Here is a 20091-nt window from a genome sequence, read left to right as displayed (position 1 = left end):
CCACGCCTTCATCCTGGCGGTCTCGCCTAATCGGTACGGAGAGAGTCAATCGGATTCACATTCGCGGCGCGCATGGACGGAACGAGACTGGCCACCAGGGTGACCGCTGCGAGGAGCAGGGCGGCGCCGGCGAGAGTAGCCGGATCGTGCGGCTTCAATCCAAAGAGGAGTGCGCCGGCGGCGCTAGCCGCAGCGAGGGACAAGCCTGCTCCTAACATCAATCCAACCGTCAGCAGGGTTATGGCTTTGCCGAGAATCATGGCGGTGATGTTGGTGCGTTGCGCACCAAGAGCCATGCGAATGCCGATCTCGGTCGTCCGTTCGGTCACCGTGTAGGACATCACGCCATAGAGACCGGTCATGGCAAGAATCACCGCGAGAGCGCCGAAGAATCCGGAGAGTGTGGCCAGAAGCCGCTCGGGCAATAGCGATTGCTGGATCTGGTCCTGAAGCCCGTTGAAGTCGAAGCTGATTCCTGAGCTTATGTCGTGCAAGGCGAGGCGAATAGCCTGCTTCTGTGCGTCCATCGGCAGTCTGGATCGGATCAGTACCTGCATGGTGTTCTCAGCGTCCGGGTTCTGCGCGAGCGCGAGATAGGCGATGGGTTCGGCAGGGCGCCGGATGCCACGGTATTTCGTATCCTTTACCAGCCCGACAATCTCGTTGAGCTCCGCGGGGCGCGACGGAGTTGCCTCACGCCAGAAGCGCGCCCCGATCGGATTCGCGCCGAGCCCGAGCTTTTTGGCGAATGCCACGTTCACAATGGCGTCGCGCGGGGACTGGGCCATCTCACGGCCGGTGAAGTCGCGCCCCGCGATGACCGGAATACGCAGCGTTTTGAAATAGTCGGAGCTGACGCCGCTGAAATTGGAATCCTGCCGATGGGTTGATTCCTGACCGGCGACCCACACTGCGTTGCCCCACCCACTGCCGCCCAAGGGCACGATGTTGGTGTTGGCTGCCGCATCCACACCAGGAAGGGAGCGTATGCGATCGAGCAGCCGGCGCTGGAATGTAGCGCGCTGATCGGCGGGGATCTGCAGACGCGTGAAGTTCAGCCTGGCGATCAGTACGCCATTGGCCTGGAATCCGGGGTCATCGACCATAAGATTGCGCAGGCTCCGCGTGAACAGCAGCGCGCTGAAGAGCAGCACGAGAGAGAGGGCGACCTGCGAAACGACCAGAACGCCGCGAAATCCCAGCCGTCCCCGGCTTGCCGTCATGGCGTGGCCGCCCGCCTTCATGGCCGTGACCGGAGGAGTACGGGAGGCCCGGAGCGCCGCGGCCAAACCGAAGAGCAGGCAAGTAAGCAGGGAGATTCCCAACAGGAAGGCAAAGATGCGCCAGTCCAGCTTGAAGTCGAGAGAGATATTCAGATACGCCACCAGCGCGCGACTCAAGACCTGAGCCAGAGCCATTCCGGCAAGGGCGCCTGCAAACGCCAGCAGCAGGCTTTCTCCCAGCACCAGCCGGATCAGCCGCCAACGTCCGGCGCCGATCGCGAGCCGCACAGCCATGTCTCTCTCGCGCGCGGCCGTGCGGGCAAGCATGAGGCTGGCGAGGTTGGCACAAGTGATGAGCAGTACCAGGCCTGCGATTCCGAGCAGAAACCGCAGCGAATCGGAATACGTCTCGCGCAGCATGGACACGCCTGCCGCCGAAGGTTCGGCGGTAAGCTTCATTGCGAGATAGTCCTTCACGCTCTCGGGAGGATAGTCCGCCCGGATGGTCGACGCGAAGATGCCGGGCGACATGGTTTTAAGATGCGCCGCCACCTGATCAACGGAGGATTTGGGATCAAGCCTGCCAATGACGGAGAGCCACCACTTGGTGCTTGATTGCAGCCGGTTAGTCGTTTCAAGGTACGGTTGCGCGCATATGGGCACGGCTACATCAAAGTCGCTGCCAACGGCCACCCCGAAGAAGTTCGCCGGAGTAATGCCGATGACCTCCACGGACTTGTTGTTGAGTCTCAGCTTTTGGCCCAGCGCCGGGCGTCCGCCGAACTCCTGCTGCCAGAAGCCATAACTTATGACTGCGCCGGGTAGCCCACAGCCGGGCCGGTCATCCTCAGCCGTGAAGAGGCGCCCGGCGATAGGCTGGATTCCCAGCACGCTAAAGAAGTCGCCGCTTACATAGAGGCCGTTCGCGAAGCGGGCATCGCCTCCCGAATCCCGCGAGAAATCGACGTCCCTCCACGCAGCGATTCCGGAGAACCCCGGGTGATTCTCGCGCAGGTTTTCCCAGATTGGATTGGTGACGATTGGATAGCCGCTGGAAAAGTCCCCACGCGCCTTACTCCTATCGACGACGCGCACCTGCGCCAGCTCCTGCGGATTCTTCACCGGCAGCGACTGCAGCAACACCGCATCGAGAAGCTCGAAGAGTGCCGTGTTGGCGCCAATGCCGAGCGCAAGCGTGGCGACCACAACGAATGCAAAGCCTGGGTTCTTGACGAAGACGCGCAGGGCACCCCGCACATCGTGCCAGAGGCTCTCGAGTCCAAGCGCCATATCTTCGGCCAGGACGCGTTCGCGCATGACGGTGGGATTGCCGAAGCGGCTGCGGGCATCGCGCTCGGCGGCTGCGCGGTTCATGCCCTGCGCCATGTTGTCGTCGATGCACATGGCGATGTGTTCGCGCAGCTCCGCATCGATCTCGCGATCCATGCCTGCGCGTTTCCCCAACGACAGAATTCTTCGGAAGAGTGCCATTGTTTTACCTCATACACAATCCAGAATCGCGCTCACGCAAAGCGCAGAATCGCGTCCACGCCTTTGGCGACCTGCTCCCAGTTCTTCTCGCGGCTGGCAAGCTGTTCGCGGCCCGCACGCGTGAGCGTATACCACTTGGCCTTGCGCCCATATTCGGTAACGGCCCAGCTGGCGCGTATCCATTTGTTCTGTTCCATCCGGTGCAATGCAGGGTAGAGAGAGCCCTCTTCCACAATGAGCAGCTCATCGGTGACGCGTCGAATGTGCATCACGATGCCGTAACCGTGCATGGAATCGAGATGCGAGAGGGTCTTGAGGATGAGGAGATCGAGCGCGCCCTGCAGATCATTTTTTGCCATAAAGAAACTCTTTTCCCCTAGATAGCGAGGGTAAGAGGAAAACGTAACGCTGCTGTACCCTAGATGTCAAGGGAAGAATAGCGGATGCTCGGAGTCTCAAATAGGATTTCGGCTTCTCGACGCGCTTCGACGGGAGCTATGATTTTCGATCTCTCCTCCTCGACTGAGGCACGTCTCGAGTGGATCGAACCAAAACTCAAGCCGCTGGACTGAAGCTCACCTGTCCACATCCTTGGCTCTCTATAATCTTCGCTATGGCGACCGCCCATACGGCTGAAGAACAGATCGAGAAGCTGCGCGAAGAGATTCGGCACCACGAGTATCTCTATTACATGCTTGACGCGCCCGAGATCAGCGACGCGCAGTACGACGCGCTGATGAACCAGCTCAAAAAGCTGGAGGCGGAGCACCCCGGCCTCATCACCCCCGACTCCCCCACGCAGCGCGTCGGCGGCAAGCCGGGCGGGGGCTTCGCCAAGGTGGCCCATTCGCGGCCCATGCTCTCGCTGGACAACGCCTACAACGCGGAGGAACTGCGCGCCTGGGATAGCAGGGTCCGCACCGGTCTCTCCTCCTCAGAGAGCGTGAAATACGTCTGCGAATTGAAGCTCGATGGCCTGTCGATGGCATTGCAGTACACCGCCGCACAGGACGGCTCCGCCCGTCTGCAGCGCGGCCTCACGCGCGGCGATGGAACCACCGGAGAAGATGTCACCACCAATGTGCGGACCATCCGCTCGGTTCCGCTGAGCGTAAGCGCCAAAAAACTCGCCGCCGCCAAGCTGCCGCAGGACTTCGAGGTGCGCGGCGAGGTGGTGCTTCCCCACGTCGCCTTCGTCAAAATGAACGAAGAGCGCGTCGCCCAGGGGATGGCTCCCGCTGCCAATCCGCGAAACGCCGCCGCCGGCACGATCCGCACCCTCGAACCGAACATCGTCGCGCAACGCCGGCTCGATCTCTACGCCTACTTCCTCCTCCGTGACGGTGAGACGCTGCTCCCCACTCACACCGAAACCCTTGAGGCGCTCCGGACTGCGGGATTTCGCGTCAATCCACACGCGAAGACGGTAAAGAACATCGATGGAGTAATTGAATTTATCGCCGCAGCCGAGCCGCTCCGCGAGACCCTGGGATATGAGATCGACGGCGTCGTCATCAAGGTGGACTCCACCGCGCAGCAGCGCCGCCTGGGATTTACCGGCAAGGCTCCGCGCTGGGCCATCGCCTACAAATTCGCCGCCCGCGCCGCAGTGACAAAGCTCGAAGACGTCCACTTTCAGGTCGGACGCACCGGCAAGGTCACCCCTGTAGCCGTTCTGGTCCCGGTCCTGATCGGAGGGACCACAGTCACCCGCGCCACCCTGCACAACGCCGACGAGATCGCCCGGCTCGGCGTGAAGATCGGTGACTCCGTCCAGGTCGAACGCGGCGGCGATGTCATCCCCAAGATCGTCGAAGTCGTCGAGGACAAGCAGCATCCACGCGGGAACAAGGAGATCGTCTTCCCATCTACCTGCCCGGTCTGCGGTACGGAGTTGGTACGCGTCGAAGGCGAAGTGGACTGGCGCTGCATCAATAACTCCTGCCCGGCCCGCGTTCGCGAAGAGCTTCTGCACTGGGCCTCCCGTGGCGTAATGAATATCGAAGGCCTGGGCGACGCGATGGTCGCGCAGCTGCTGGGACAGGCTCCCACCTTCGATGGGGAGACCGCAGAGGTCACCGAAGAGGGCGCTCCCATCACCACCCGTAAACCCCTTATTTACAACATCGCGGACCTCTACCGCCTGAAGCGCGAGCAGCTTCTGGGATTGGAGCGTGTTGGCGAAAAGACCGCCGATGCCCTGCTGGCCCAGATCGACCGCTCCTGCAGCGCTGGCCTCGCGCGTGTGTTGCTGGGGTTGGGAATTCGTTTTGTCGGAGAGCGCACGGCCCAGTTGCTGGCCCAGCACTTCGGTTCCATCGAGGCGCTGAAGAAGGCCACAGCCGAGGAGTTGGAGGCCGTCAACGAGGTCGGCCCCAAGGTCGCGCAGGCCATCGTGGAGTTTTTTGCAATCGAGAAGAATCAGCAACTTATAAGTGATCTTGAGTCGCTCGGGCTCAAGATGACTGCCGAAAAGAAAGTAGTAGGAACTGCGCTCAACGGCCTCACCTTCGTGCTGACCGGAACGCTGCCGAACCTGACCCGCGACGAAGCTAAAGAGCGGATCGAGGCCGCTGGCGGCAAGGTATCTGGCAGTGTGAGCAAAAAGACGAGCTTTGTTGTGGCGGGTGAAGAGGCGGGCTCGAAGCTTGAAAAAGCGCAGTCGCTTGGGGTGAAGATTCTGGATGAGGAAGGGCTTCTGGAGCTGCTGAAGGGATAACCACCAAACTGCAGGACGGTGGGTATCCCTTTTGGCGAGCTACTTCGCGGCTTCTTCAATCTCTTTCCACTCGGCATCGCTGAGTTTCACGTTCGCCGCCCCGACGTTTTCCTCTAGATGTTCCACGGAGGAGGTTCCGGGGATCGGAAGCATGACCGGAGAGCGGTGGAGGAGCCAGGCGAGCGAGAGCTGTGAGACGGTGGCGTTGTGGCGCTTGGCCGCCGCGTCCAGCGCGCCTCCGGATTCGGTCAGCTTTCCGGCAGCGACCGGGAACCAGGGAATGAAGGCCAGGTTGTTCTTCTCGCAGTATTCGAGGACGTCTTCGTGCCTGCGATCGGAGATGTTGTACTGATTCTGGACGCTGACGATCTCGATGACCTTGCGGGCCTGGTCGATCTCGTGCGGCTTGACCTCGCTGAGTCCTACGTGGCGAATCTTGCCCTCTTCCTGAAGTTTCTTGATAACGCCCAGAGACTCCTCCACCGGGACCTTGGGATCGATGCGGTGGAGCTGCCAGAGGTCGATGCGCTCCAGCTTGAGGCGGCGGAGGCTCATTTCGACCTGCTGCTGGAGGTACTCCGGTCTGGCGACCGGCAGCCATTTGTCGGGTCCCTGCCTGGTCAGACCCGCCTTGGTGGCGATGACCAGCCCCTTTGGGTATGGCGCCAGAGCCTCGCCGATGAGACGCTCACTGACTTCGGGCCCGTAGGAATCAGCTGTATCAATAAAGTTCACACCCAGTTCGACCGCGTGGCGCAGGACCTTCTTTGCGCCTTCGATGTCTTTGGGCTCTCCCCAGATCCCCTTGCCGGTGATGCGCATGGCACCATATCCCAGCCGGTGGACGGGCATATCGCCGCCAATGGAAAAGATCCCACTGGCGCTTGCGTTAGCGTTTGTCTGCGTAGCCATGTTCGATTGGATGCTCCTGGCATGAAGGTCGGACTATGAAGAGATGATTGATTTCGGACCGGGCGGCGCCGCTGGCATTTCCGCTAGAAAAGCCGATTCCTCCGTTTCGCGCTACGGTCGGAATGACACTCTCTCAAGAAAGGGACCGATCTTCTATAACCAATGAGATGACAGCTGACCCGCCAGATGGCAGGTCTTTAGGAGTGCCGCGGTCCCGCGGCGGGGGCGGAGCACAGAGTCTCTCCCTCTTCGAGTATCTTGACGCGGTCGGCGATGTGCAGTCGGGCGGCCTCGGCGCGGAGCCTCTGCAGGGGCTCGTCCATGGGTTCACGTCCCAGGCGAAAGGTTCCGAAGTGCATGGGAATCATCCAGCGTGCTCCAACTTCGAGAAATCCCCGCACAGCCTCCTCGGGCGAGGTGTGGACGGAGCGGTAGGTGTCGGGAAAGTATGCCCCGATGGGCATCAGTGCAATGCCGGGTGCAAGCCGGCGCCCGATCTCTGCAAATCCGTCGAAGTAGGCCGTGTCTCCGGAGTGATAGATGGACTGGTGGCCCGACTGAACGACATAGCCGCCGTAGTGACGATGCGTGTCCTTGAACATGCGCGCTCCCCAGTGGCGGCAGGGGGTCATGGTGATGTGGAGTCCTGCGATCTTGGCCTGTTGCCACCACTTGAGGGTGGTGACGCGACGAAAGCCGAGCTGCGAAACGAGGTCGTCGACGCCGTGAGGAACGACGATCTCCGGGCCACGGCCACGCAGGCGGCGGGTGGAGCGGACGATGCGGCGCAGCGAGGTGATGTTGAGGTGATCCATGTGGGCGTGCGTGATAAGAACGGCGTCAATGGGAGGCATCTCTTCCACACGAAGACCGGGGCGCCGCTGTCGCCGCAGAACGACCAGACGGTTCACGAAGACGGGATCGACCAGAAGATTTTTTCCGCCGATCTGAAGGAAGAAGGAAGAGTGTCCGATGAAGGTGACGCCGGTCTCTCCGGGGGTTACAAGCTCGGCCCGCCTGGGCTCACCCATAATCGGCTGTTCGTGACTTTCACGCACGACTCTCCAGAGCTGCCCCATCTTCGTTACCGGAAATGGCCTGCTCCGCCAAAAGCGATTGATCGTACCCTGTTGCGTGCCCACATTTAAGTAGATGCCTGGAACGGACAGGACGATGCGGCGCGAAAAGCGGCTTCCGGCATCTACCTAGTGGTGTATCGAGCTGTTCCGCCTCATGGGTTGTCTGTCCGAGAGTTGTCATTGCGGGTGTGGAATTCGCTTTTTCCCGGAGTTCAGACGCGGCATTGTCAGGAAAGCAGATCTCTCCACTTCGGCTCTGCCTCCGGTCGGGATGACACTTTCTCCTAAAAGACGAATAGGTCGATACGGCAAAGACGATAGGTCGATATGCCCTTAGGAAAGGGCGATTTCCGGCCATGATTGTTCCGAGAGTCTGGAATCTGGAAGAGGATCGCTTGCGGGAAGGAGCACGTTATCGCACATTCGCCGGCCATGAACGACCGTCCTGTGGAAGCGGCTCCGCCGCGGGTGTGGGAGTACGTCTCTCGATCGCCCCTCGGCTCGCTGTGGAACCTGCAGGGAGTACCACTGCGTGTGGTCGCGCGCCGGACATGGAGATCGCTTCTGGCGGACAATCTTCCGGGCCGGGCGGCGGAGCTGGCGTTCTTCTTTCTGTTTGCGCTGTTTCCCACGCTGTTCAGCGCGAGCTCGATCCTGGGACTGGCGGCGCGGTCGGCCTCTTCGATCTACTACAAGCTGCTGGAGTACCTTGCGCTGGTGGTCCCGACGTCAGCCTTGGGGATGGTGCTGACGACCTTCAACGAAACGACGGCAAACGCTACGTCGGGCAAACTGACCTTCGGGTTGATTGCGGCGGTATGGTCTGCCTCAGTTGGCGTGTCCGCGATCCAGGACTCACTGAATACGATCTACAACGTTCGCGACGATCGATCGTACTTCAAGGCGCGGCTTGCAGCGATTGGGGTTACGGTCATTCTGGTGGTTCTGGCCACGCTGACACTGGCCTCGCTGCTGGGGGGCGACTTTTTTGCTGCGGTAGCTCATACCAACTTCACCAACCGGCTGGCGACCATGTTGTTTGCGTTCTGCTCCCGGCTGATCTTCTGGACGATCGCGACCGGATTGCTGACGTTGTGCTTCGCGGTGATCTACTACTGGGCGCCGGGGGTGAAGCGTCGACGCTGGCACTGGCTGACGCCGGGGAGCGCTGTCGGGATTGTAGCCTGGGTGCTGGTTTCTCTTGGGTTCCGCCTGTATCTCCACTACTTCAATTTCTATTCGATTACCTATGGCTCGCTCGGCGCAGTCATCATTCTGCTGATGTGGTTTTACATTACGGGCTTTATGCTGCTGCTTGGAGCGGAGATCAACAGCGAGATTGAAGCAGCCGCAGCCGAGCGAAGTCTGCGGGAGCTGACGCCGGAGCCGCCCTCGACGACTACCGATTCGTTTTCCGCTGAGCCCCAGACTGCTGTGCCGCCATCGTCTACTGCGCCCACGACTGATAAGTCAGACGATCCTTCAGGGATTCCCGCTCCTTCGGCGGAAGAACCATCCGATCGTCGCGATTGAGCCCGGGGATCCGGTTCCGAAGCTTCACAACCGCAGATCCTTCGACTTCGCCCTTCGGGCTTCGCTCAGGATGACACTTTCGTCTTAGAGAGGTCTGATTTAAGTCTCCGAACATTCCCTCAGCGGCTAAAGCCGCATTGCGAGCAAATCACTTACGGCACGGCTGAAGCCGTGCCCTTAACAAAACTGGCAAATCACTTGCGGTACGGCTGAAGCCGTGCCCTTAACAAAGCTGGACTCAATCAGAGCCTCCTTAGATATCTGATCGTCTGTCTCTCTGTCTCGACGTCTCGATGTCTCGATACGGCCTAAAAGGCTACAATTTTGAACATACCTCATGAATCTTTATGCAGCCGTTCTCGCCATCATTGTTACGACCCTGCTTGCGGTCTCGCTGAGCCGGCTGCGGAAGGTAAAGACGAAGGCAGATTACCTGGTAGCCGGAAGATCGCTGCCTGCCTTTGTGCTGATCTTTACGCTACTGTCGTCGTGGATCGGGTCGGGGTCTCTGCTTGGTGGCGCAGAAAACGCGTATAACCATGGCTTTGCAGCCCTATGGCAGGCGGCTGGCGGGTGGGCCGGACTTTTGCTGATCTACTTCATCGCGCCGCGAGCGCGGAAGTTTGCGCAGTTCACCATCCCCGACCTGCTGGAGACGCGCTACAACCAGACGGCGCGCGTGCTGGGCGTGGTGGCGATTCTGCTGACGTATACCGCGATTACGAGCTACCAGTTCATCGGCGGCGGGGACATTCTCCACCTGATCTTTCCTGAGGTGATCAGCCCGATTCTGGGGCGGTACATCCTGGCGGCGTTCGTCATCCTGTTTACGGCGATTGCGGGGATGTCGTCCGTAGCCTACATGGACCTGGTGATCGGGCTGCTGGCGACCGTGACGCTGTGTCTTGCGCTGCCGGTGTTGATCCACAAGGCTGGGGGATGGCCAGCGGTTCATGCCGCGTTGCCGGCGACGCACTTCCAGACCTTCGGGGACCTTAGCTTCATCCGGTGCATGGAGCTGTTTCTTCCCACGTGCCTTCTGCTGCTGGGAAACCAGTCGATGTACCAGAAGTTCTTTTCTGCCCGGTCGGAGAAAGACGCCCGGCGGGCCGTGGTCGGATGGATTATCGGGACCGTGATCCTGGAGACGGTGATTGTGGCGATTGCAGTGACGGGGTCGGCTCTGTTTCCGAGCGGTGAGGTGAGCAAGGCGCCGCGCGAGATCCTGGCATACTGCGGGTTGCACGGGTTCAGCGACAGCTCGCCTGCGCTGCGGCTGCTGGGAGCGCTGCTGATGGGGGCCATCTTCGCCAAGATCATCTCGACGGCGAACAACTGGCTGTTTTCACCGGCAACGAATCTCGTGAACGATATCTACATCCGGTATGTGAATCCGAAGGCCACGAACAAGAAGATTCTGATCGTCGGCCGACTGATGGTGGTGCTGCTGGGAATATGGGCGCTCTTTCAATCGCTGGGGACGGAGTCGGTGCTGAAGAAGGCGCTGTATGCCTACACGATCTACTCGGCGGCGCTTACGCCGGTGATCCTGGCAGCGTTCTTCTGGAAACGGGCGACAGCGCAGGCAGCAGTGGCCAGCATTGCCGTGGGGACCGTGGTCACGGTTGGGTGGGAGTGGGTTGCGCCGTATCTACCGTCGGTGATCGGACAGCGGGATGCGATCTTTCCGGCGCTGCTGGCATCGATGATCTGCCTGGTGGCGGTGAGTTTGAAGACGGCCAGGGACGAAAGCTAAGATCCGCGGGGCTTCGGGGCATCCGGGGAGAATGTAGTCGAAGAGGCTTTTTGCGAAGTCGAATAGGATCAGGGCCTGCTGCCCCGACCACCATCCCGAACCACAGATCCTTCGACTACGCGCTGACGCGCTTCGCTCAGGATGACACCCTCAAAAGGCTGCAGCAGCTACATCCGAATGCCATCTTCCTTCGCGCTACCATGCCCGGAAGGTTAAGGTGGCTGGGTGGACTGCCGTCAGATCTCCGGGTAGAAGTCGAAGAAAGCGTCGAGGCTCATGCGGAGCTGGGCTTCGATCTGTTCGCGGGAGCCCTCAAGGACGTGCATGGTGACCTGTGCCTGATTGCCGTTTTTGAGCTCGATGGGGGCGTCGCCCACGCGTTCGATCTCGTCGGCGGGTAAGAGTCTCATTCCATAAACTAGGGTTAGATTTGCCATCTCTGCATTCTAGATGGAGCCGGCGGGCGAGGTTGCATCCTTTTGGCCGGCCGCGCATTTACACTAAGGAAGTCTATGAGTGAAAACACGACGCGCGATACTGTCATCCTTGGCTCGGGGTGCTCGGGCCTGACTGCTGCTATCTACACGGCACGGGCGAACCTGAAGCCGCTGGTTCTGGAGGGCCATGAGCCCGGCGGCCAGCTTTCGATCACGACGCTGGTGGAGAACTTCCCCGGCTGGCCCGAGGGTATCCAGGGCCCGGAGCTGATCGAGAACATGAAGAAGCAGGCCATGCGGTTTGGCGCTGAGCTGCAGCTGGGGCATCTGAGCTCGATCGACCTGACCAGACGGCCGTTTGTGCTGAACCTCGGCAAGGAGGTCATCCACGCACGGACCCTGATTATTGCCTCGGGCGCAAGCGCACGGTGGCTGAACCTTCCGAGCGAACAGGCGCTGATCGGTCATGGCGTAAGCTCGTGCGCGACCTGTGACGGGTTCTTCTTCTCGGGCAAGGAGATTGCCGTGATCGGCGGCGGTGACTCCGCGATGGAAGAGGCGCTGTTTCTGACGCGCTTTGCCACGAAGGTCTCGCTGATCAATCGCAGCGAGAACTTCCGCGCCTCGAAGATCATGCTGGAGCGCGCGATGGCGCATCCCCAGATCGAGTTCATTCCCAGTACGGTCGTGGAAGAGGTGCTGGGTGTGGAAGAGAAGGACGTGAAGGGTCTGCGGCTGAAGAACACGAAGACCGGGGATATCTCTGTGCTTCCTGTTTCAGCGATGTTCCTGGGGATCGGGCATGAACCGAACGCGAAGGCTTTTGCCGGGATGATGGACCTTGATGAAGACGGCTACATTTTGACGAAGAACAACGTGTTTACGACGAAGAACGGCGCGATCATCCCGGGAGTGTTTGCCTGCGGAGATATCCAGGACCGGCGTTACCGGCAGGCGATTACGGCTGCGGGATCGGGCTGCATGGCTGCGCTCGAGGTGGAAAAGTACCTGGAAGAGCACGGACGGTAATCCCGCCGGTCGCACGTGTGGAAGGCCAGTTCTCTCGGGGCTGGCCTTTTTTCGTTGTGTCCCTTTGTACGGGTAAGATGCAGTGAGATGAGCATTGCAGACAATATCGCGAGACTGAAGGAAGAGATCGCCGGTGCGGCACGTCGGGCAAACCGGAATCCTGACGAGATTGCGCTGATGGCGGTCAGCAAGGTGCACCCGGCGGAGGTGATTCTGGAGGCCTATGCGGCTGGGCAGCGGCTGTTTGGTGAGAACAAGGTGCAGGAGTTCGAGGGCAAGCGTCCGCGGCTGGAAGGATTGGAGGATGCGAAGTTCCACCTGATCGGCCCGTTGCAGTCGAACAAGACGAACAAGGCAGCGGGGTTGTTTGATGCTGTGGATGCGGTCGATTCTCTGCGGATTGCCGAGAGGCTGGAGAAGGCTGCGCAGGAATTGAACAAGCGGCTCCCGGTGCTGATCGAGGTGAAGCTCTCGCACGAGGAATCCAAGCATGGCGTTGCGCCGGAGGAGTTGCCTGCGCTGCTGGAGGCGATGCGTGGGTTCGAGGCTGTCGAGGCTGTGGGATTGATGACGGTTCCGCCCTGGTCCGAGGACGCCGAAACCGCGCGGCCTTACTTTCGTGAGCTGCGGCGGCTGCGGGACGAAGCGGTCAGGACGCATCCGAAGGTGACGCAGCTTTCGATGGGGATGTCGAATGATTTTGCGGTGGCGATTGAAGAGGGCAGCACGTGCGTTCGTGTGGGTACGGCGATCTTTGGCAGGCGGATTTATTCGGCGACGTGAGGAGCGTTGCAGGTACAAGCAGACCGCAGATCCTTCGACTTCGGCTGCGCCTTCGCTCAGGATGACACCTCTGGCAAGGGTTGGTATGCGCTCTGCCCTGGATGACACCTCTGGAGGAGGGTTGGGTGCCGGTCCGCTCAATGACATTACTTTATAGGTGATGAATGAGTAACGCGGTGGAGTTCGCGAGAGATGTTCCCGATGGATGCACCCTGAGTGTGCGTGTGCATCCTGGCGCGAAGAGCGATGCAGTGACGGGGCTGCATGGGGGCGCGGTCAAGGTTGCCCTGAAGGCTCCTCCGGTGGATGGAAGGGCGAATGAGGCTTTGATCGCGTTTGTGGCAGAGAGACTGCAACTGCCGCGTTCGCGCGTTGCGCTGGTCGGTGGTGCGAGCAGCAGAAGTAAGACTCTTCGCATAACGGGAAAGAGCGCGGCCGAGGTTGGGGCCGCGCTCTCACCGGATGTTGCGTGTTGATGAGTGCTATTTAATATCGACCTTTGCCGAGGGAGCTACGGTCATGGCCTGACCGCTCGCAGCTATTACGTGCACGTTGGAGCCGGTGACGTTGGCGTAGGCGATCGTCATTCCCTTCTCTGCAGTGATGTTGATGTTCTTCAGCACAACGTTTTTGACCGGCGCCTCAGGCAGGCCGACGATGACTCCCGCAGTACCGCTTTTGACCGAGCTGATGTTCTCAATGGTGATGTCATGGAAGAACGGCGTGAGGCGGGTTATGGGGGCGGGGGCGACTTCGCCTTCGGGCAGGACCTTGGGGTAGTACTCACTGATCAGGATGGAGGTCTTGACGTCCTCCATGGTGATGTCCTTGAAGGAGATGTTGTAGACCTGGTTGCCGCGGTCCCGGTTGGCCTTGATGCGGATTCCCTGATCGGTTCCCTTGAAGTGAATGCGCTCGGCGTGGATGTTGTTCGCTCCACCGGCGATCTCTGATCCGATCGAGAGTCCGTGGCCGTGCATGAACTCGCAGTCCGTAATGGTGATGTTTTTACTGGGCTCATCGGGGCCGGGCGAGTTGATGATTCCGCTCTTAATAGCGATGTTGTCGTCGCCGACATCGGCGTAGACGTGGTCGATGATCATGTTCGACGAGCTGAAGGGATCGATGGCGTCGGTGTTGGGTGAGTGCTGCGGAGCGAGGATGCGGACGTTCCGGATGACGGTATCGTCGGTGTAGTACGGCACGACCTGCCAGCTGGGCGAGTTCTGGATGGTGACGCCTTCGATGCGGACATGCTTGCAGTGGTCGAAGACCACGAGGCGGGGACGGAACTTCACCGCACCTACGACTCCCGCGTTGTGGGTGGCGCGTGCTTCGACCCACCAGCTTTCACCGTTGCCGTCGATGGTGCCGGAGCCGGTGATGGCGATGTTCTGGGCGTTGGTCGCACTGACCAGGGATTGGGTTCCCGGTGCGCGGAACTCGGTTTTGGCCGGATAGTCGGTGTGGTCGGGCGAGCCAAGCAGCGTCGTGTCCTTGTCGAGGTCGAGCGTGGTGTTGCTCTTGAGGACGATGGGGCCGGAGAGGAAGACTCCTCCGCTCAGCTTCACGATACCGCCTCCGCTCTTCGCGCAGTCGTCGATGGCGGCCTGAATGGCTTTGGTGTTTTTGGTCGTTCCATCCGGCTTTGCGCCATAGGCCTGTACCTTACAGACTTTGGCCGCCGCCGGCATGGATGCTGCGACGAGCAGTGCGATCAACGTGATGCTTCGCTGGTTCATGCTTCCTCTTCCTGATGCTTCGGAGTCAGGGGAATCATACCTGAAAGTGGTCCTACCACGCTGGGTTGTTTACAAAAAGGAGCCGCAGTGCGGAGCGGAGAAGCCCGCTTTTTCCCCGGGGTTGCCATGGGCTTCGGTAGAGAAACAGATTTCTCCCCTGCGCCTCTCACGGTAAAACTGTGAGAGGCTTCGGTCGAAAGGACACTTTTGGGATATTTCTCAGATCGGGCACGAGATGAGGTGAATTTGACGGCGCCACCTGCGGTTTTTGACCAAAGTTAGCGCTAAATCTTATACAGTGGCTCGTGGCTTCGCTGTTGCCCGAAAGCATACGGCGAAGCGAGGAGGTGGCTTGGCAGCACGGAGATTCATTCTTGCCCTGGACCAAGGGACGACGAGTTCGCGGGCGATGATTGTGGATGAGGCAGGCACGGTAAGGGCAATTGCGCAGACGCCTTTTCGGCAGATCTTTCCCCAGCCGGGCTGGGTCGAACACTCGCCGACAGAGATATGGTCGTCGCAGAGCGGAGTGGCGACGGTGGCGCTGGCCAAGGCAGACCTGACGGAGCGCGACATTGCGGCGATCGGAATCACGAATCAGCGTGAGACCACAATCGTGTGGGACCGCGAGACGGGTGAGCCGGTCCATAATGCGATTGTGTGGCAGGACCGGAGGACCTCCGACTATTGCGAAGCACTACGGCGCAGCGACGGCGAGGCAATCCAGGCGAAGACGGGGCTTATTCCCGACGCTTATTTTTCGGGCAGCAAGGTGCGATGGATCCTCGAGAACGTTCAGGGAGTGCGGGAGCGCGCAGAGGCAGGTAAGCTGGCCTTCGGTACAGTGGATAGCTGGCTGATCTGGAAGCTGACCCAGGGCGCACGCCATGTGACCGATGTGACGAACGCGTCACGCACCATGCTCTTCAACATCCATACGATGGACTGGGACGAGGAGCTTCTTCGTCTGCTGGGGGTGCCGCGCTCGATGCTGCCGGAGGTTGTGGCCTCAAGCGGGGAGTGCGGCGTGACGACGGGCCTGATCGAGGGAGTTCCCATTGCTGGAATCGCGGGCGACCAGCAGGCGGCCCTGTTCGGCCAGATGTGCACCAAGCCGGGAATGGCGAAGTGCACGTATGGGACGGGCGCCTTTATGTTGCTGAATATCGGGAGCGAGCCAAAGGCCTCGCAGCACAGGCTGCTGACGACGGTTGCCTGGAAGATCGGCAACGAGGTGGAGTATGCGTTTGAAGGCAGCATGATGATGGCGGGCGCCGTCGTCCAGTGGCTGCGGGACGATCTGCAGATGATCCGCAACTCTGCAGAGGTAGAGACACTGGCGGCCTCAGTGAGCAGCTCGAACGGGGTGGTAGTGGTGCCGGCGTTTGCGGGGCTGGGTGCTCCGCACTGGGACCAGCATGCGCGGGGCACGATTCTGGGTCTGACGCGAGGAAGCTCGCGGGCGCACATCGCAAGGGCGGCGCTCGAAGGAATTGCCCTGCAGGCGACCGATGTCCTGGAGGCGATGCAGGCCGACTCGGGACTTCCGCTCGCGCAGCTACGTGTGGATGGAGGAGCGGCGGCGAATAACCTGCTGATGCAGATTCAGGCCGATGTTCTGGGGATTGAGGTGGTTCGCCCGAAGAATGCGGAGGCCACGGTGCTGGGCGCGGCGTACCTTGCGGGCCTGGCGGTGGGATACTGGCCGAACAAGGATGCCATCGCCAGCCAGTGGGAGGTCGATCGGGTCTTCCGTCCGGTGGCGGAGGCCGCAGAGCGTAGGAGGGTGCGGGCGATGTGGAGGCGGGCCCTGGAACGCGCACGCGACTGGGCACGCGAAGAGGAGGGCGCAGGTTGAGCGAACGGGCTGAGATTCTTCGTCGCCTGGGCGAAGCGGCGGTCTGGGACGTGCTGGTAATTGGCGGAGGCGCGACCGGACTGGGAGCCGCGGTTGAAGCTGCATCCCGAGGTTATAAGACAGTACTGATTGAACGGGCGGATTTTGCGAAAGGGACCTCAAGCCGAAGCACGAAGCTGGTGCATGGAGGCGTGCGGTACCTGGAGCAGATGAACATCACGCTGGTAATGGACGCTCTGCGGGAGCGCGGCCTGATGCTGGCCAATGCTCCTCACCTGGTGCACGATCTTTCGTTCGTGGTTCCGATCTTCGGGCTGCTGGACCTTCCCTACTATGGGCTTGGCCTGAAGGTATATGAGCTGCTGTCGGGCAAGCTGTCGCTGGGGCCGTCGCGCATGCTTTCGCAGAAGGAGACGCTGGCGCTGCTGCCGGGCGTGCGCAGGGAGGGTCTGCGGGGCGGCGTACTCTATCACGATGGCCAATTCGACGACGCGAGATATGCGGTCTCGCTGATGCGGACGCTGGAAGAGCTGGGTGGAATCGCCATCAATTATGTTGAGGCGACGGGGCTGATCGAGCGCAATGGGAAGCTGGTGGGTGTCCGGGCGCGTGACGTGGAGAGCGATGCCGGATTCGATCTGCAGGCGAAGGTTGTGATCAATGCGACCGGCGTCTTTACCGAACAGGTGCTGGCGATGGATGACGACCGCGAGACCCTGCTTTCGGTGAGCCAGGGAACGCACTTCGTGCTTCCGCCGTCGTTTCTTGCAAGCGAGCACGCGATGATGATTCCGAAGACCTCGGACGGAAGGGTTCTGTTTGCGATTCCGTGGCACGGCGCAACCGTTGTTGGTACGACGGATGAGGCTGTGGAACGATCCTCGACGGAGCCGCGGGCGATGGCTTCGGAGCGCAGTTTTCTGATGGAGCATATCGGCAAATACATGGGCCGGCGACCGCAAGCGGAGGAGATTCTGAGCGTGTGGTCGGGGCTGCGTCCGCTGGTCCGGAAAGGCGGCGGGGCAACGTCAAAGCTGTCGCGCGATCATACGATCCTGGTGCGGCCTTCGGGTCTGGTGACGGTGACGGGAGGCAAGTGGACCACCTATCGGCGGATGGGCGAGGACACGATCAATCGCGCGGCCGAGGTCGGCGGACTTCGCCGGGAGCCGTCGAGGACGGCTTCGCTGAGGCTGCATGGATGGACTCGCGATGTGGCGGCCAACGAGTCGGAGCGGGTATATGGATCGGACCTTGCGCAGCTCCAGGAGCTTTCCGCGAGTGACCCGGCTCTGGATGCTCCGTTGCACCCGCAGCTGCCTTACAAGATGCGTGAAGTCGTGTGGGCTGTGCGGCACGAGATGGCGCGTACCGTGGAAGATGTGCTGGCGCGGCGTACACGGGCTCTGTTTCTGAATGCGAAAGCGGCACTGGAAGCCGCCTCCGCGGTTGCGGATGTGCTGGCGCGGGAGCTGGGACGAAGCGAGACATGGAAGCTGCGTGATCTGGAGGCCTTCAGCGTGGTCGCGCACGGTTACATCTACGAGGAAGCATGATGGGTGGCTGGTCGGCGGTCATTGGTGAATTTGTCGGGACCTTTGTTTTGATTGTGCTGGGCAATGGTGTCGTTGCGGGCGCGCTTCTGAACCGCTCAAAGGCGCAGAATGCGGGATGGATTTCGATTACGGCCGGCTGGGCGATTGCGGTCTTTGCCGGTGTCGCCGTGAGCGCAGCGCTGGGAGATGCCGACGGGCATCTGAACCCCGCGTTCACGGTGGCCTCGGTGATGATGACCGGCCATGCAGAGCGCCTGTTCACGTACATTCCGGCACAGATCCTTGGGGCTTTGTGCGGGGCGGTAGTGGTGTGGCTGCACTACAAGCCGCACTGGAAGCTGACCGAAGACGCCGATGCGAAGTTTGCCTGCTTTGCGACGGCACCTGCGGTGGATGCTGCGGGCTGGAACCTGCTGAGCGAGATTATCGGGACCTTTGTGCTGGTGCTGATCGCGACGGCTTTATTTTCGAAGCGGATTGCTCCGGCGGGTGTGGCCCCCGGACTCGGACCTGTGCTGGTAGGTTCGCTGGTCTGGGGGATCGGGCTTTCGCTGGGCGGAACGACAGGCTATGCCATCAATCCGGCACGCGACCTGGGGCCGCGGCTGGCACATGCCCTGTTGCCCGTTGCGGGTAAAGGTAGCTCGGGGTGGCGATATGCATGGATCCCGGTGATCGGTCCGGTGCTGGGCGCCATGCTTGCCGTCGCTGTGATTCGAGGATTGAAGATGTTTTAGAAATGACTCTGCGGCAGACCGTGAGATCGCTCTCCGCAGAGTTGTTTTAGAAGTGCGCTTTCATTATTCCTGGACGACGGCCTTGACGAGGTTGCGTGGATTATCCACGTCGATCCCGCGGCCGATGGCCATGAAGTAGGCGAGGAGTTGCAGCGGCACTACCTCGAAGAGGGGCGAGATGTACTCCGCGGTCGCGGGGACTGTGATGACGTGATCACTGAGTTCGGTGATGCGAGTATCTCCTTCAGTGACGATGGACAGGATCTGGGCGCCCTGCTTGTGCATGTCGCGGACGAGATTGACGGTCTTTTCGTAGCGAAGGACGGAGTCCGGGGCAGAGGGATCGCAGGTGCCGAGCACGACCAGCGGATTCCTGCGATTCACCAGCGCGTTGGGGCCGTGCTTGAGCTCGCCGGTCGGATAGCCTTCCGCCTGAATGTAGGCGGACTCTTTCAGCTTGAGAGCGCCTTCGCGGGCGATGGGATAGTGGATTCCGCGTCCGAGGAAGAGGAAGGTCTCGGCCTCCTTGAGTACCGTGGCGATCCGGGCCATCTCCTGCTCCCAGCGCGGAAGGACGCCTTCGAGGGCAGAAGGAACACGGAACAGCTGCTCCAGGTGCGATTCGACGACGGCACGGGTCATGCAGCCGCGCACACGCGCGGTGTAGAGCGCGAGCAAGGAGAGAACGGCCAGCTGTGTCGTGAAGCTCTTGGTGGCGGGAACGGCCTTCTCGACTCCGGCAAATGTAGGCAGCGAGCAGCCCGCGAGTCTTGCCATTGAAGATTCAGGCTTGTTGGTGATGGCGATGGTCGAGCAGCCGCGGGCGATGGCTTCGCGAAGAGCCTCGGAGGTATCGGCGGTTTCGCCCGACTGCGAGATGACGACGAAGCAGGGATTGTGAAGGGTCTGGGTGGAGCGATAGATATACTCGCTGGCGTACTCGACGTCGACGGCAATGCCGGCCAGGTCTTCAAAGAGAATTTCGCCGGACAAACCGGCGTGGCGGCTGGATCCCGATGCCGCAATGAGAATGCTGTCGCGGCCGGCGAGCGCCTGGCGGGCCGGAGCAAAGACCTCTTCACGAAGACTCTCACTCTTGGCATAGGCGGCGAGGGTTTCGGCGATCGCTTGAGGCTGCTCGAAGATCTCGCGCAGCATGGCATGGGGGAAGGGGCGGGTGGTATCCATTTGAGTTGTATATACCTCTATACCAGTTTAGCGTGCGGCGGATAGAAA

At 60.8% G+C, this 20091-nt stretch carries 16 protein-coding genes; 9 read left to right on the top strand and 7 right to left on the bottom strand.

What is annotated here, in order from left to right; all coding sequences use genetic code 11:
- Nucleotides 1–26 precede the first annotated feature (26 nt).
- Complete coding sequence (locus tag GWR55_RS17195; protein WP_162403351.1) at nucleotides 27–2714, bottom strand: ABC transporter permease; 2688 nt, start codon at nucleotides 2712–2714, stop codon at nucleotides 27–29.
- 32 nt (nucleotides 2715–2746) lie between these two features.
- Complete coding sequence (locus tag GWR55_RS17190) at nucleotides 2747–3073, bottom strand: PadR family transcriptional regulator (protein WP_162403350.1); 327 nt, start codon at nucleotides 3071–3073, stop codon at nucleotides 2747–2749.
- 254 nt (nucleotides 3074–3327) lie between these two features.
- Here GWR55_RS17190 and ligA point away from each other — a divergent pair, with 254 nt between their 5' ends.
- Entirely contained in the window at nucleotides 3328–5433 is a 2106-nt protein-coding gene (gene ligA, locus GWR55_RS17185) for an NAD-dependent DNA ligase LigA (protein WP_162403349.1), read from the top strand.
- 39 nt (nucleotides 5434–5472) lie between these two features.
- Here ligA and GWR55_RS17180 read toward each other — a convergent pair whose 3' ends face one another.
- Both GWR55_RS17180 and GWR55_RS17175 read right to left on the bottom strand, forming a co-directional pair.
- Entirely contained in the window at nucleotides 5473–6345 is an 873-nt protein-coding gene (locus GWR55_RS17180; RefSeq protein WP_162403348.1) for an aldo/keto reductase, read from the bottom strand.
- Between the two features lie 197 nt (nucleotides 6346–6542).
- Entirely contained in the window at nucleotides 6543–7403 is an 861-nt protein-coding gene (locus GWR55_RS17175) for an MBL fold metallo-hydrolase (protein WP_238398493.1), read from the bottom strand.
- Nucleotides 7404–7856: 453 nt separating this feature from the next.
- Between GWR55_RS17175 and GWR55_RS17170 the strand changes: the two genes are divergently transcribed.
- Both GWR55_RS17170 and GWR55_RS17165 read left to right on the top strand, forming a co-directional pair.
- Complete coding sequence (locus tag GWR55_RS17170) at nucleotides 7857–8957, top strand: YihY/virulence factor BrkB family protein (RefSeq protein ID WP_162403346.1); 1101 nt, start codon at nucleotides 7857–7859, stop codon at nucleotides 8955–8957.
- 337 nt (nucleotides 8958–9294) lie between these two features.
- A complete protein-coding gene (locus tag GWR55_RS17165; RefSeq protein ID WP_162403345.1) occupies nucleotides 9295–10713 on the top strand; it encodes a sodium:solute symporter in 1419 nt (472 codons plus the stop codon).
- 236 nt (nucleotides 10714–10949) lie between these two features.
- Here the strand turns inward: GWR55_RS17165 and GWR55_RS17160 are convergent, their stop codons facing one another.
- The gene (locus GWR55_RS17160) at nucleotides 10950–11150 is read right to left on the bottom strand and encodes an allantoinase (protein ID WP_162403344.1); all 201 of its coding nucleotides are present in this window, start codon (nucleotides 11148–11150) and stop codon (nucleotides 10950–10952) included.
- Between the two features lie 75 nt (nucleotides 11151–11225).
- Between GWR55_RS17160 and trxB the strand changes: the two genes are divergently transcribed.
- From trxB to GWR55_RS17145, 3 genes are all read left to right on the top strand, one after another.
- Nucleotides 11226–12179 (top strand): thioredoxin-disulfide reductase, encoded by a 954-nt coding sequence (gene trxB / locus GWR55_RS17155; protein WP_162403343.1) that lies wholly within the window; start codon nucleotides 11226–11228, stop codon nucleotides 12177–12179.
- Nucleotides 12180–12266: 87 nt separating this feature from the next.
- The gene (locus GWR55_RS17150) at nucleotides 12267–12962 is read left to right on the top strand and encodes a YggS family pyridoxal phosphate-dependent enzyme (protein WP_162403342.1); all 696 of its coding nucleotides are present in this window, start codon (nucleotides 12267–12269) and stop codon (nucleotides 12960–12962) included.
- Between the two features lie 164 nt (nucleotides 12963–13126).
- Nucleotides 13127–13438, top strand: a complete 312-nt coding sequence (locus GWR55_RS17145; RefSeq protein WP_162403341.1) for a DUF167 domain-containing protein — start codon at nucleotides 13127–13129, stop codon at nucleotides 13436–13438.
- A 6-nt stretch (nucleotides 13439–13444) separates the two neighbouring features.
- On the opposite strand, the gene GWR55_RS17140 is transcribed toward GWR55_RS17145, so the two are convergent.
- Nucleotides 13445–14704, bottom strand: a complete 1260-nt coding sequence (locus GWR55_RS17140) for a glycoside hydrolase family 28 protein (protein WP_162403340.1) — start codon at nucleotides 14702–14704, stop codon at nucleotides 13445–13447.
- A gap of 409 nt (nucleotides 14705–15113) precedes the next feature.
- Here GWR55_RS17140 and glpK point away from each other — a divergent pair, with 409 nt between their 5' ends.
- The 3 genes from glpK to GWR55_RS17125 are packed head-to-tail and all read left to right on the top strand — an operon-like array spanning nucleotide 15114 to nucleotide 18855.
- On the top strand, nucleotides 15114–16562 hold the full coding sequence (glpK, locus tag GWR55_RS17135; RefSeq protein ID WP_238398790.1) for a glycerol kinase GlpK: 1449 nt from the start codon (nucleotides 15114–15116) through the stop codon (nucleotides 16560–16562).
- On the top strand, nucleotides 16559–18118 hold the full coding sequence (locus GWR55_RS19505) for a glycerol-3-phosphate dehydrogenase/oxidase (RefSeq protein WP_304487091.1): 1560 nt from the start codon (nucleotides 16559–16561) through the stop codon (nucleotides 18116–18118). The genes glpK and GWR55_RS19505 overlap by 4 nt, the downstream gene beginning before the upstream one ends.
- Nucleotides 18115–18855: an MIP/aquaporin family protein gene (locus GWR55_RS17125; RefSeq protein ID WP_202925532.1), complete on the top strand. Its 741-nt coding sequence runs from the start codon at nucleotides 18115–18117 to the stop codon at nucleotides 18853–18855. Before GWR55_RS19505 ends, GWR55_RS17125 begins: the two co-directional genes overlap by 4 nt.
- Nucleotides 18856–18918: 63 nt before the next feature.
- On the opposite strand, the gene GWR55_RS17120 is transcribed toward GWR55_RS17125, so the two are convergent.
- Complete coding sequence (locus GWR55_RS17120) at nucleotides 18919–20043, bottom strand: SIS domain-containing protein (protein ID WP_162403337.1); 1125 nt, start codon at nucleotides 20041–20043, stop codon at nucleotides 18919–18921.
- Nucleotides 20044–20091 lie beyond the last annotated feature (48 nt).

This window comes from Edaphobacter sp. 12200R-103 (assembly GCF_010093025.1).
GTDB lineage: Bacteria > Acidobacteriota > Terriglobia > Terriglobales > Acidobacteriaceae > Edaphobacter.
Note: the sequence above shows the minus strand (reverse complement) of the source record. Positions and strands in the feature narration are given on the sequence as shown.